Source organism: Pseudomonas sp. GL_117 (assembly GCF_057835125.1).
Genome location: NZ_CM174418.1, coordinates 4,279,931 through 4,293,095 on the forward strand (window position 1 = coordinate 4,279,931; position 13,165 = coordinate 4,293,095).

Sequence of the window (13,165 nt, forward strand, 5' to 3'; positions counted from 1 at the left end):
ACAAAAGCCCAGCCTAAGCAGCTTGCTGCGCGCAGTGCTTTACATACTTGCCGCGCCTTTGAGCAGACGAAAAAAAGCCCGCAGTGTGGGCGGGCAAAAAACCAACGAAGAGCTTTGGGGGTGTGAAGCGAGGTGACGCTAGCTACCGCGATAGGTGGAGTAGCTGTAGGGCGAAATCAGGAGCGGGACATGGTAGTGATCCTGTTCGGCGCTGATGCCGAAGCGCAGCACCACCACGTCTAAAAAGGCCGGTTCCGGCAATGGCACGCCACGGGCGCGATAGTAGTCGCCGGCGTTGAATTGCAGTTGGTACACACCGCTGCGGTAGTCGTCGCCTTGCAGCAGAGGTGCGTCGCAGCGGCCGTCGCTGTTGGTCAAGGTAGTGGCGACCAGTTCCAGCTGCGCGCCTTCGACGCGGTACAGCTCAACCTTGATCGCGCTGCCGGGGCAACCGTGTGCGGCATCCAAAACGTGTGTGGTCAAACGTCCCATGGCGTCTACGCGCCTCCCGAAGTCAGTAGAAGAGAGATCCGCACTTTTTCAGGGCAGCGAAAAAGCCGGCGATGACTGATTAAGACACTTTTCAAAAAAATTGTACACAATAAAAATCACAAACCTTGCGATCCACCCGCGCTCATTGCTTGTGCAGGCGATTGACCTGTGATCCTTGCTTTTAAACGACCTTTTGTCCATTAGCTGACCAACTGGGCAAGTTTCTTGCTACACCCTTTACACAGAGGCCTACGGAAAAAATGCAGAAATGTAGGCTTACAAAGTGACAGATAAGTTGTATACAATCACTCATCGCTGTGACGCCACCCAGTCATTTCGCTGCCCGGCCGCCACATGAATGATCACGAACAAGAAGGAAGACTGCAGTGAGCGCTGACTACCCACGCGACCTGATCGGTTACGGCAGTAACCCTCCTCACCCCCACTGGCCGGGCAAGGCACGCATTGCGTTGTCTTTCGTACTCAACTACGAAGAAGGCGGTGAGCGCAACATTTTGCACGGCGACAAGGAGTCCGAAGCGTTCCTCTCGGAAATGGTCTCGGCCCAGCCGCTGCAAGGCGCACGCAACATGAGTATGGAGTCGCTGTACGAATACGGCAGCCGTGCCGGCGTATGGCGCATCCTCAAGCTGTTCAAAGAATTCGATATTCCGCTGACCATCTTCGCCGTGGCCATGGCCGCCCAGCGTCACCCGGATGTAATCCGCGCGATGGTCGAGGCCGGCCACGAAATCTGCAGCCACGGCTACCGCTGGATCGACTACCAGTACATGGACGAGGCCCAGGAGCGCGAGCACATGCTCGAAGCGATCCGCATCCTCACCGAACTGACCGGCGAACGCCCGCTGGGCTGGTACACCGGGCGCACCGGCCCGAACACACGCCGGCTGGTGATGGAGGAAGGCGGCTTCCTCTACGACTGCGACACCTACGACGACGACCTGCCCTATTGGGAACCAAGCAACCCCACCGGCAAGCCGCACCTGGTGATCCCCTATACCCTCGACACCAACGACATGCGCTTCACCCAGGTGCAGGGTTTCAACAAGGGCGATGACTTCTTCGAATACCTCAAGGACGCGTTCGACGTGCTCTACGCCGAAGGCTTGGATGCCCCAAAGATGCTCTCCATCGGCCTGCATTGCCGCCTGATCGGCCGTCCTGCCCGCCTGGCCGCGTTGAAGCGCTTTATCGAATACGTCAAAGGTCACGAACAGGTGTGGTTCACCCGCCGCGTCGATATTGCCCGCCACTGGCACGAAACCCACCCGTTCAAGGGAGCGGCCAAATGACTGCGTTCAAGACCCTGAAACCCTCGACCCTGAGCCGCGACGCATTCGTCGAGGCCTTCGCCGACATCTACGAACATTCGCCATGGGTGGCCGAAAAGGCCTTCGACCTGGGCCAGGACCCTTCGATCGACGAGATCGAAACCCTGCACCAGCGCATGAGCGACATCCTGTTGAGCGCCGATCATGCCAGCCAGCTGGCCCTGATCAACGCTCACCCGGACCTGGCCGGCAAAGCCGCCGTCCAGGGCCAACTGACCCAAGCCAGCACCGATGAGCAAGCTGGCGCGGGGATTCACCAATGCACGGCCGAAGAGTTTTCTCGCTTCACCGAGCTGAACGACGCCTACAAGGCCAAGTTCAAGTTTCCCTTCATCATGGCGGTAAAAGGCAGCAACCGGCACCAGATCCTGGCCGCGTTCGAAACGCGCATTCACAACTCGGTGCAAGCCGAGTTCCAATGCGCTTTGGCCGAGATCAACAAGATCGCGTTGTTCCGTTTACTGACCCTTTAAAGCAACCCTGGCCCGAGCGCTCATGACGCCCAGGGCCGGGCAAGCATCCCAAGCCACTCTATCTAAGGCAGACAAGAAGAATGAAAGCTTACGCCGTACCTTTCGAGAAGTTCGTCAACCTGGCCGACGCCCGCCTGGGCACCAAGATCATCTCCGTGACCGATGACTGGTTCGCCGACGCCAACCGCCTGTTCCAGCCGACCCCGGCCGTGTGGAAGGAGGGCGTTTTCGATGACAACGGCAAGTGGATGGACGGCTGGGAGTCACGCCGCAAGCGCTTCGAAGGCTACGACAGCGCGGTGATCCGCCTGGGCGTGCCGGGCTCGATCAAGGGCGTGGACATCGACACTTCATTCTTCACCGGCAACTTCCCGCCATCGGCCTCCCTGGAAGCCTGCTTCCTCGCCTCGGGCGAGCCAGACGCCAACACCCAGTGGGTGGAAGTGCTGTCGGCCGTCGAGCTGCAAGGCAACAGCCACCACTACCACGAGATCAGCAACGACCAGGCGTTCAGCCACCTGCGTTTCAACATCTACCCGGATGGTGGCGTGGCCCGTCTGCGCGTGTACGGCGTGCCGTTCCGCGACTGGTCGTCGGTAGGCGACAACGAACAGGTCGACCTGGCTGCCGCCCTCAACGGCGGTCGTGCCCTGGCCTGCTCCGATGAACACTTCGGCCGCATGAGCAACATCCTCAACCCGGGCCGTGGCATCAACATGGGCGACGGCTGGGAAACCGCACGTCGTCGTACGCCAGGCAATGACTGGGTCATCGTCGCGCTGGGCCATCCGGGCGAGATCGAGAAAATCATCGTCGACACCCTGCACTTCAAGGGCAACTACCCAGACACCTGCTCGATCCAGGGCGCATTCGTGAAAGGCGGCACCGACAGCCAGATCGAAACCCAATCGCTGTTCTGGCGCGAACTGCTGCCGGCACAGAAACTGGAAATGCACGCCGAACATACCTTCGCCGAACAGATCAAGGCGCTGGGCCCGATCACCCACATCCGCCTGAACGTGTTCCCGGATGGCGGCGTGAGCCGCCTGCGTGTACTCGGCAAAGTCGCCAAGTAAACGCTGAACGGGTAGTGAGCGGGCTTGCCCCGCGCGGGGTGGCGAAGCCACCCCAACAAGACCGCTGCGGTGTTTCAGCAAGACCGCAGCACCTGGGTTTTGGGGCGGCTTCGCCACCCCGCGCGGGGCAAGCCCGCTCACTACACAAAAGCAAGAAAACCAACACAGCATTCGGATAAGAAGACAGCCATGCGCACACTAGTGATCGAACCCCTGACCAAAGAAGCCTTCGCCCCTTTCGGAGACGTTATCGAAACCTCTGGCCGCGACCACTTCATGATCAACAACGGGTCGACCATGCGCTTTCACAAATTGGCCACGGTCGAAACCGCCAAGCCGGAAGACCACGCCATCATCAGCATCTTCCGCGCCGACGCGCAGGACATGCCGCTGACCGTGTGCATGCTGGAACGACACCCGCTGGGCAGCCAGGCTTTCATTCCGCTGCTCGGCAACCCCTTTCTGATCGTGGTCGCGCCACTTGGCGATGAACCTGTATCGGGCTTGGTCCGCGCCTTCGTCACCAACGGCAGGCAGGGCATTAATTACCATCGCGGCGTCTGGCACCACCCGGTGCTGACGATCGAAAAGCGGGATGACTTCCTGGTGGTTGATCGCAGTGGCACAGGCAATAACTGCGATGAGCATTTTTTCAAAGAGGATGAGCGGTTGATCCTCGCCCCCCACCAATAAGAGAAGGCTTGATCACCCGACAACAAGGGTGACAGGCGAGAGGTAAAGACTGTGGAAGCACATCTGTTGGAATGGCTGAACCTTAGCGTGCGCTGGGTTCACATGATCACTGGCGTCGCGTGGATCGGCGCTTCTTTCTACTTCGTCTGGCTGGAAAACAACCTCAATCGCGTCAACCCCAAGAACGGCCTGGCCGGTGACTTGTGGGCGATCCACGGTGGCGGCATCTACCACCTGGAAAAATACAAACTGGCCCCACCGACCATGCCGGACAACCTGCACTGGTTCAAATGGGAAGCCTATTTCACCTGGATGTCGGGCGTCGCGCTGCTGTGCGTGGTGTTCTACCTCAACCCGACGCTGTACCTGCTTGCCCCCGGCAGCAGCCTCAGCGGCACCGAAGGCGTATTGCTGGGCATCGGCTCACTGTTCGCCGGCTGGTTCATCTACTCCTTCCTCTGCGACTCGGCCCTGGGCAAACGCCCTGCCCTGCTCGGCTTCATCCTGTTTGTGCTGTTGATTGCAGCGGCCTATGGCTTCAGCAAGGTGTTCAGCGGCCGTGGCGCCTACCTGCACGTGGGTGCAATCATCGGCACCATCATGGTCGGCAACGTGTTCCGCATCATCATGCCGGCGCAACGCGCCCTGGTCGCGGCCATCGCCGAGAACCGCACGCCGGACCCGGCACTGCCGGCCAAGGGCCTGCTGCGTTCGCGTCACAACAACTACTTCACCTTGCCGGTGCTGTTCATCATGATCAGCAACCACTTCCCGAGCACCTACGGCAGCCAATACAACTGGCTGATCCTGGCGGGTATCGCGGTGGCGGCGGTGTTGGTGCGGCACTACTTCAACACCCGGCATGACAGCCAGAAGTACGCGTGGACCCTGCCGGTCGGCGCATTGGCGATGATCAGCCTGGCGTACGTGACCGGTCCCAAGCCGGTGGCTGAAGTCGCCAAAGCCCCCGCGGCCATCGAGTACCAGCCATTGCCGGAAACGGCGTTGGGCGGTGGCTTGAAACCCGCTGCGCCCGCCCCTGCTCCTGCTGCCGAACCGGCACCCGCCCAGGCCACGATTGATTTCGACAAGGTCCACGGGGTGATCCAGGAACGCTGCGCCGTGTGCCATTCGGCCAAGCCCACCAGCCCGCTGTTCAGCACCGCACCGGCGGGGGTGATGTTTGATACGCCAGCACAGATCCAGCAGCAGGCCGCGCGCATCCAAGCGCAGGCCGTGGCCAGCCAGATCATGCCGCTGGGCAACATCACCCAGATGACCCAGCAGGAGCGGGATTTGATTGGCACCTGGATCAATCAGGGGGCTCGCACAAATTAACTGATTGATGCAAATCCAAATGTGGGAGCGGGCTTGCTCGCGAAAACGGTGTGTCATTCAACCAAGCATTGACTGAACGACCGCATTCGCGAGCAAGCCCGCTCCCACAGGGGATTGGCAGTGTTTGAAAGATCGCGCTCCAAATGGCAATTGAATGCCAAACAACACAACAATAAAAAAGATCCGAGGTGTTGCATGACCGAGTTAGCCGAACCGCAGATTCCTGCCGCACCCGCCATGGTGCGGCTGCCCCTCTTGCAACTGATTCTGGTAGGCCTGCAACACGTCTTGCTGATGTACGGCGGCGCCGTCGCCGTCCCCCTGATCATTGGCCAGGCCGCCGGGCTGAGCCGTGAAGAAATCGCCTTCCTGATCAACGCCGACCTGCTGGTGGCCGGTATCGCCACCATGGTGCAGTCGTTCGGCATCGGCCCGGTGGGCATCCGCATGCCCGTGATGATGGGCGCCAGTTTCGCCGCCGTCGGCAGCATGGTCGCCATGGCCGGCATGCCCGGTATCGGCCTGCAGGGGATCTTTGGCGCGACCATCGCCGCCGGGTTCTTTGGCATGATCATCGCGCCGTTCATGTCCAAGGTCGTACGCTTTTTCCCGCCATTGGTCACCGGCACCGTCATCACGGCGATCGGCCTGTCGTTGTTTCCGGTGGCCGTGAACTGGGCCGGTGGCGGCAGTGCGGCGGCCACCTTCGGCTCGCCGATCTACCTGGCGATTGCTGCGCTGGTGCTGGGTACCATCCTGCTGATCAACCGCTTCATGCGCGGCTTCTGGGTGAATATCTCGGTGCTGATTGGCATGGGCCTGGGCTACATGCTGTGCGGCCTGCTCGGCATGGTCGACCTCAGCGGCCTGGCCCAGGCGCCGTGGGTGCAGGTGGTCACGCCGCTGCATTTCGGCATGCCCAGGTTCGAGCTGGCACCGATCCTGTCGATGTGCCTGGTGGTGGTGATCATCTTTGTCGAATCCACCGGGATGTTCCTGGCGCTGGGCAAGATCACCGGTCAGGACGTCACCCCGAAGATGCTGCGCCGTGGCCTGTTGTGTGATGCCGGTGCGTCATTTTTTGCCGGGTTCTTCAACACGTTTACCCACTCCTCCTTCGCGCAGAACATCGGCCTGGTGCAGATGACCGGCGTGCGTTGCCGCTCGGTGACGATCATGGCCGGGGCCTTCCTGATTGTGCTCAGCCTGCTGCCCAAGGCTGCATACCTGGTGGCGTCGATCCCGCCGGCGGTACTGGGCGGCGCGGCAATTGCGATGTTCGGCATGGTCGCGGCCACCGGGATCAAGATCCTCCAGGAAGCCGACATCGCCGACCGGCGCAACCAGTTGCTGGTGGCGGTGAGCATCGGCATGGGCCTGATCCCGGTGGTGCGTCCCGAGTTTTTCGCGCAACTGCCGCTGTGGATGAGCCCGATTACCCACAGTGGCATTGCCATGGCCACCCTCAGCGCGTTGTCGCTGAACATCCTGTTCAACATCCTCGGCGGTGCTGAACGACCTGCTGTCGAGCATGCCCACACCTGAGGCATGCCCCATCGTCGCCCGGTGCGCGCTGTAACGGCGCACTTGAGCGCAGACGTGGGAGCCAGTATTCTCCGCGCCCGCTTAAATCGACGGTTTCTTACCGCCTTGGCGCGGCTTTTGCTGTAGCAATAAAGCTGACCAATCAGACGAGTTTTTCAGCGAATCCAAAGGCGCCACACCAGAGCGCCCCTTAGAAAAAAACATAAAACCTTAACTCGGGAGCACCGAATGAAACCTATGTTCAAAGGCCTGATGCTGGCGGGATCGCTGCTGGCCGGTGGCCAAGCCGTGGCCGGCGATTTGTTGCAGTGGCAGAACAACAGCCTGACCTACCTGTGGGGCAAGAACTTCACCGTCAACCCGCAGATCCAGCAGACCGTCACGTTCGAACATGCCGACGCGTGGAAATACGGCGACAACTTCCTGTTCGTCGACCGCATCTTTTACAACGGCAAGGAAGACGGCAACGTCGGCCCGAGCACCTACTACGGCGAGATCAGCCCACGCTTGTCGTTCGGCAAGATCTTTGACCAGGACCTGTCCTTCGGCCCGATCAAGGATGTGCTGCTGGCCTTCACCTACGAGTTCGGCGAAGGCGACAACGAGTCGTACCTGCTCGGCCCAGGCTTCGACCTGAACGTGCCGGGCTTCGACTACTTCCAGCTGAACTTCTACCAGCGCCAGACCGAAGGCAATCGCGCGGGTGATGGCGTTTGGCAGATCACCCCGGTGTGGGCGTACACCATCCCGGTGGGCAACTCCGACGTGCTGATCGACGGTTTCATGGACTGGGTGGTGGACAACGACAAGAACGCCCGCGGCACTTACCACGCCAACCTGCACTTCAACCCGCAGGTCAAATATGACCTGGGCAAGGCGATGAACTGGGGCGCGAAGCAGTTGTATGTCGGTTTCGAATACGACTACTGGAAGAACAAGTACGGGATCGAAGATTCCGGTGCGTTCAAGACCAACCAGGACACCGCGAGCTTCCTGGTCAAGTACCACTTTTAACTGGCGGTGCCAGTCTCCTGTGGGAGCTGGCTTGTGTGGGAGCGGGCTTGCTCGCGAATGCGGTAGGTCAGTCGAAATACCTGTGACTGACACACCGTCTTCGCGAGCAAGCCCGCTCCCACCCCAACCCTGCCCACATTCAGTCTGGTGTGAGGCCCAAAAACTTCGACAGTTCCTCGCGCTTGGCCAACGCATCCTGGCGCCCCAACTCGATCAATTCGCTGCAATACCCCGCCTCGAACAGCAAGTAGCTCAACACGCCTGCCCCGCTCGTCTTGGTCGCCCCCGGCCCACGCAAGAACAATCGCAACGCCGCCGGCAACTCCTGGCGATGCCGTGCCGCGATTTCATCAATCGGCTGGCTCGGCGCGATTACCAGCACCTCCACCGGCGCCAAGCCCCGGGCCGCGCTGTCGGCCGGCTGGAAATGACTGAACTGGTTAAGGCGTTCGAGCAATTCGATGTCGCTTTCCAGGCTGTCAATGAACGTGCTGTTGAGCATATGCCCGCCGATCTGCGCCAGGGTCGGCTGCTGGCCGGTGAAGGTACGCTGCACCGCCGGCTCGTTGCCGCGCGGGTTGCCGCTGACACCGACCACCAGCACGCGGCTGGCGCCCAGGTGCAGCGCCGGGCTGATGGGCGCGGATTGGCGCACGGCGCCGTCACCGAAATATTCCTCGTCGAGTTTGACCGGGGCGAACAACAGCGGGATCGCCGAGCTGGCCAGCAAGTGCTCTACGGACAGCTGGGTGGGCACGCCGATACGTCGGTGGCGCAACCAGGCATCAATGGTGCCGCCGCCCTGATAGAAGGTCACCGCTTGCCCGGATTCGTAGCCAAACGCCGTGATCGCCACGGCATGCAGGTGTTTGTTGCGGATGGCTTCGTCGATGCCGGCCAGGTGCAGCTTGTCCTTGAGCAGCGCCTTGAGCGGCGTACTGTTGAGCAGCGCTACCGGCACTTGCGCGCCCAGCCCCAGCAGGCTGTGAATAAAGAAGCGGCTCGCCTGGCGAATCACCCCCGGCCAGTCACTGCGCAACACCAGATGGCTGCGAAAGCCCTGCCAGAAGGCGGTCAGGCGTTGGATCGCCGCAGTGAAGTCCATGGCGCCACTGGCCAGGCTCACCGCATTGATCGCCCCGGCCGAGGTGCCGACAATCACCGGGAACGGATTGGGCGCCCCCGGCGGCAACAGCTCGGCAATCGCCGCCAATACCCCTACCTGATACGCCGCTCGCGCCCCGCCGCCGGAAAGAATCAAGCCTGTAACCGGTTCAGCTGGGCGCATCGCGTCACTCCATGTGGGGAAAGGTCAGTCTTATTTTGTGGCGAGGGCGCTTGCTCCGTCGCCACAAGTGCTCTCACGTCTTATCGACGGCGTTTTTCGTACAGCTTCGGCTCACCCGGCGGACGACTCTTGAACCGACGGTGGGTCCACAGGTACTGCTCGGGGCATTGGCGTACCGAGGCTTCGACCCACTGGTTGATACGCAGGCAATCGGCTTCATCGCTTTCACCCGGGAAGTCGGTCAACGGCGGATGGATCACCAGTCGGTAACCGCTGCCATCGGCCAGGCGCTCCTGGGTGAATGGCACCACCAGCGCCTTGCCCAGCTTGGCGAATTTGCTGGTGGCCGGCACGGTAGCGGCCTGGATGCCGAACAGCGGCACAAAGATGCTTTGCTTGGCGCCGTAGTCCTGGTCTGGCGCATACCAGATGGCACGGCCGGCGCGCAGCAGCTTGAGCATGCCGCGCACGTCTTCACGTTCGATGGCCAGCGAGTCGAGGTTGTGACGCTCGCGGCCACGGCGCTGGATAAAGTCGAACATCGGGTTGCCGTGTTCGCGGTACATGCCATCAATGGTGTGCTTCTGCCCCAGCAGCGCGGCGCCGATTTCCAGGGTGGTGAAGTGCAGGGCCATGAGGATCACGCCCTTGCCGTCCAGTTGGGCTTGCTTGAGATGCTCCAGCCCTTCGACATGGGCCAGGCGCGCCAGGCGCTGGCGCGACCACCACCAGCTCATGGCCATTTCAAAAAAGGCGATGCCGGTGGAGGCGAAGTTTTCCTTGAGCAACTGCTTACGCTCTTTGGCGGACTTTTCCGGAAAGCACAGTTCCAGGTTTCGCGCGGCGATACGGCGACGTTCGCCGGCCACACGGTACATTCCCGCACCCAGAATGCGACCAATGGTCAGCAGCGCACGGTACGGCAATTGGGTGACCAGCCACAGCAGGCCGAGCCCCAGCCATAACAGCCAGAAACGGGGGTGAAAAAATACAGCTCGAAAACGCGGGCGATCCATTACAGATTCCGGTAAAGACAGGGCCGCGCATTCTACAACGGTTCGACTCGGCTTGCGGCCAGTGGATGTTCTCGTTATAAGTCTCGACACTTTTCGTGACAAGCCGCTTTATGCCGACCATGAGCCAAACCGAACCGCTAGACCAAGATCCCGTGTTCCAGCTGAAAGGCAGCATGCTCGCCATCACCGTGCTGGAACTGGCGCGCAACGACCTCGACGCCCTGGACCGCCAGCTCGCCGCCAAGGTCGCCATGGCGCCGAACTTTTTCAACAATGCCCCGCTGGTGCTGGCCCTGGACAAACTCCCGGCCGGCCAGGGCGTTATCGATTTGCCCGGCCTGATGCGCGTGTGCCGCTCCCATGGCCTACGCACCCTGGCGATCCGTGCCAGCCGCATCGAAGACATTGCCGCAGCCATCGCCATTGAACTGCCAGTACTGCCACCGTCCGGCGCACGGGAGCGTCCGCTGGAACCATTGGTCAGTGAAGAGAAGAAAAAACCGGAAAAACCGCCAGAGCCGACGATCAAGCCTACAAAGATCATCACCTCGCCCGTACGGGGCGGGCAGCAGATTTACGCCGAGGGCAGCGACCTTGTGGTGATCGCTTCGGTCAGTCCCGGGGCGGAACTTCTCGCCGATGGCAACATCCATGTATACGGCCCGATGCGCGGCCGTGCCCTGGCCGGCATCAAGGGTGATACCAAGGCCCGGATTTTTTGCCAGCAGTTGACCGCTGAGCTAGTGTCCATCGCGGGCCGGTACAAGGTTTCCGAAGATTTGCGCCGCGATCCACTGTGGGGGGCCGGGGTGCAGGTCAGCCTGTCGGGCGATGTGTTGAACATCATCCGGCTTTAACGGATACTGCCGCATTTTCCAAGCATCTCTAGACTCTGATAGCACAGCGAAACCGGCAATACTTGTGTAGGAACATCTGAAGGCTGGCGTTTTTCGTACGCCAACCCGTCTTTTCCCTACAAAGGCTGTCCGCCTGCGGCGAGTTCCAAGAGATGTTTTTCAGGGACTGAAAAGTCCTTTTTCCTTAGGGGTGAAACACCTTGGCCAAGATTCTCGTGGTTACATCCGGCAAGGGTGGTGTGGGTAAGACCACCACCAGCGCCGCTATCGGTACCGGCCTCGCTTTGCGCGGCCACAAGACAGTCATCGTCGACTTCGACGTCGGTTTGCGTAACCTCGACCTGATCATGGGCTGCGAACGCCGCGTGGTGTATGACTTCGTCAACGTGGTCAACGGTGAAGCCAACCTGCAACAGGCCCTGATCAAGGACAAGCGCCTTGAGAACCTGTACGTACTGGCCGCCAGCCAGACCCGTGACAAAGATGCGTTGACCAAGGAAGGCGTAGGCAAAGTCCTCGCTGAACTGAAGGAAACCTTCGAATACGTGGTCTGCGACTCCCCGGCCGGCATCGAGACCGGTGCTCACCTGGCGATGTACTTCGCCGATGAAGCCATCGTGGTGACCAACCCGGAAGTCTCCTCGGTACGTGACTCGGACCGCATGCTCGGCCTGCTGGCCAGCAAGTCCCAGCGCGCCGAGAAGGGTGAAGACCCGATCAAGGAACACCTGCTGCTGACCCGCTACAACCCTGAGCGCGTCAACAATGGCGAAATGCTCGGCGTTGAAGACGTCAAGGACATCCTCGCCGTGACCCTGCTGGGCGTGATCCCGGAATCCCAGGCCGTGCTGAAAGCGTCCAACCAAGGTGTGCCGGTCATCCTCGATGACCAGAGCGACGCAGGCCAGGCTTACAGTGACGCGGTTGATCGCTTGCTCGGCAAGACCGTGGAACATCGCTTCCTCGATGTAAAGAAGAAGGGATTCTTCGAGCGTATCTTTGGAGGCAACTAAACAATGAAATTTCTCGACTTCTTTCGCGCCAACAAAAAGCCAAGTACCGCGTCGGTAGCGAAAGAGCGTCTACAGATCATCGTGGCGCACGAACGCGGCCAACGCAGCACGCCGGACTACCTGCCAGCCTTGCAGAAGGAACTGGTGGAGGTGATCCGCAAGTACGTCAACATCGGCAACGACGACGTGCATGTCGCCCTGGAAAACGACGGCAGCTGCTCGATTCTGGAACTCAATATCACCCTGCCTGATCGTTAATCGACAAGGCGGTCGCCACGGCGGCTCGCACACCTTGATCCCGTTTCGGGAACCGGGTGGGCGAGCCGCCGTTGGCGTTTGTTACGAGGCTGTTTAATGCCGCTGTCCAATATCCATATCCTCCATCAGGACGACGCTGTCCTGGTGGTGAACAAGCCGACCCTGCTGCTCTCGGTGCCCGGCCGCGCCGACGACAACAAGGACTGCCTGATCACCCGCCTGCAGGAAAACGGTTACCCCGAAGCCCGCATCGTCCATCGACTGGACTGGGAAACCTCGGGCATCATCCTGCTGGCTCGCGACGCCGACACGCACCGCGAACTGTCCCGCCAGTTTCACGACCGTGAAACCGAAAAGGCCTACACCGCCCTGGCCTGGGGCCAACCGGAACTGGACAGCGGCAGCATCGACCTGCCGCTGCGCTACGACCCGCCGACCAAGCCGCGCCATGTGGTCGACCACGAGTTCGGCAAGCACGCGCTGACCTTCTGGAAAGTGCTGGAGCGTTGTGGCGACTGGTGCCGCGTGGAGCTGACGCCGATTACCGGGCGCTCGCACCAGTTGCGTGTGCATATGCTGTCGATCGGGCATCCGCTGTTGGGGGATGGCCTGTACGCCCACGAACAAGCCCTGGCCGCCTGGCCACGCCTGTGCCTGCACGCCAGCATGCTCAGCTTCACCCATCCGCAAAGCGGCGAGCGTTTGCGCTTCGAGTGCCCTGCACCGTTCTAAAGCTGGCAATACAATCAA

14 protein-coding genes are annotated in these 13,165 nt (G+C 60.8%); 11 read left to right on the forward strand and 3 right to left on the reverse strand.

Features of this window, described 5'->3' with window-relative positions; genetic code table 11:
• Positions 1–138: 138 nt before the first annotated feature.
• Positions 139–492: a hydroxyisourate hydrolase gene (gene uraH / locus AC3ISR_RS19435; protein ID WP_192296940.1), complete on the reverse strand. Its 354-nt coding sequence runs from the start codon at positions 490–492 to the stop codon at positions 139–141.
• Positions 493–878: 386 nt separating this feature from the next.
• Between uraH and puuE the strand changes: the two genes are divergently transcribed.
• The 7 genes from puuE to AC3ISR_RS19470 all read left to right on the forward strand — a co-directional run bounded on the left by puuE (position 879) and on the right by AC3ISR_RS19470 (position 7,983).
• On the forward strand, positions 879–1,805 hold the full coding sequence (gene puuE, locus AC3ISR_RS19440; RefSeq protein ID WP_192296941.1) for an allantoinase PuuE: 927 nt from the start codon (positions 879–881) through the stop codon (positions 1,803–1,805).
• A complete protein-coding gene (gene uraD / locus AC3ISR_RS19445; RefSeq protein ID WP_192296942.1) occupies positions 1,802–2,317 on the forward strand; it encodes a 2-oxo-4-hydroxy-4-carboxy-5-ureidoimidazoline decarboxylase in 516 nt (171 codons plus the stop codon). The genes puuE and uraD overlap by 4 nt, the downstream gene beginning before the upstream one ends.
• Positions 2,318–2,397: 80 nt before the next feature.
• Positions 2,398–3,393 carry an allantoicase gene (gene alc / locus AC3ISR_RS19450; protein ID WP_226455036.1) on the forward strand — a complete coding sequence of 332 codons (996 nt, stop codon included), beginning with the start codon at positions 2,398–2,400 and terminating at the stop codon, positions 3,391–3,393.
• A 189-nt stretch (positions 3,394–3,582) separates the two neighbouring features.
• Positions 3,583–4,086: an ureidoglycolate lyase gene (locus AC3ISR_RS19455; protein WP_305392791.1), complete on the forward strand. Its 504-nt coding sequence runs from the start codon at positions 3,583–3,585 to the stop codon at positions 4,084–4,086.
• 51 nt (positions 4,087–4,137) lie between these two features.
• Complete coding sequence (locus AC3ISR_RS19460) at positions 4,138–5,424, forward strand: urate hydroxylase PuuD (RefSeq protein ID WP_192296945.1); 1,287 nt, start codon at positions 4,138–4,140, stop codon at positions 5,422–5,424.
• Positions 5,425–5,619: 195 nt separating this feature from the next.
• Positions 5,620–6,969 carry a nucleobase:cation symporter-2 family protein gene (locus AC3ISR_RS19465; protein WP_192296946.1) on the forward strand — a complete coding sequence of 450 codons (1,350 nt, stop codon included), beginning with the start codon at positions 5,620–5,622 and terminating at the stop codon, positions 6,967–6,969.
• A gap of 228 nt (positions 6,970–7,197) precedes the next feature.
• Positions 7,198–7,983 (forward strand): outer membrane protein OmpK, encoded by a 786-nt coding sequence (locus AC3ISR_RS19470; RefSeq protein ID WP_305391284.1) that lies wholly within the window; start codon positions 7,198–7,200, stop codon positions 7,981–7,983.
• Between the two features lie 139 nt (positions 7,984–8,122).
• Here the strand turns inward: AC3ISR_RS19470 and AC3ISR_RS19475 are convergent, their stop codons facing one another.
• Together AC3ISR_RS19475 and AC3ISR_RS19480 are read right to left on the reverse strand one after the other, a co-directional pair.
• Positions 8,123–9,271 (reverse strand): patatin-like phospholipase family protein, encoded by a 1,149-nt coding sequence (locus AC3ISR_RS19475; protein ID WP_192296948.1) that lies wholly within the window; start codon positions 9,269–9,271, stop codon positions 8,123–8,125.
• Between the two features lie 80 nt (positions 9,272–9,351).
• Positions 9,352–10,287 carry a lipid A biosynthesis lauroyl acyltransferase gene (locus AC3ISR_RS19480; RefSeq protein ID WP_192296949.1) on the reverse strand — a complete coding sequence of 312 codons (936 nt, stop codon included), beginning with the start codon at positions 10,285–10,287 and terminating at the stop codon, positions 9,352–9,354.
• Positions 10,288–10,406: 119 nt separating this feature from the next.
• Between AC3ISR_RS19480 and minC the strand changes: the two genes are divergently transcribed.
• The 4 genes from minC to AC3ISR_RS19500 all read left to right on the forward strand — a co-directional run bounded on the left by minC (position 10,407) and on the right by AC3ISR_RS19500 (position 13,147).
• Complete coding sequence (gene minC, locus AC3ISR_RS19485; protein ID WP_192297237.1) at positions 10,407–11,144, forward strand: septum site-determining protein MinC; 738 nt, start codon at positions 10,407–10,409, stop codon at positions 11,142–11,144.
• 200 nt (positions 11,145–11,344) lie between these two features.
• Positions 11,345–12,157, forward strand: coding sequence for a septum site-determining protein MinD (gene minD, locus AC3ISR_RS19490; protein ID WP_192296950.1), 813 nt, complete (start codon positions 11,345–11,347; stop codon positions 12,155–12,157).
• A 3-nt stretch (positions 12,158–12,160) separates the two neighbouring features.
• Positions 12,161–12,415 carry a cell division topological specificity factor MinE gene (gene minE / locus AC3ISR_RS19495; RefSeq protein ID WP_003175252.1) on the forward strand — a complete coding sequence of 85 codons (255 nt, stop codon included), beginning with the start codon at positions 12,161–12,163 and terminating at the stop codon, positions 12,413–12,415.
• A gap of 96 nt (positions 12,416–12,511) precedes the next feature.
• Positions 12,512–13,147 carry an RluA family pseudouridine synthase gene (locus AC3ISR_RS19500; RefSeq protein WP_005789965.1) on the forward strand — a complete coding sequence of 212 codons (636 nt, stop codon included), beginning with the start codon at positions 12,512–12,514 and terminating at the stop codon, positions 13,145–13,147.
• Positions 13,148–13,165: the final 18 nt, after the last annotated feature.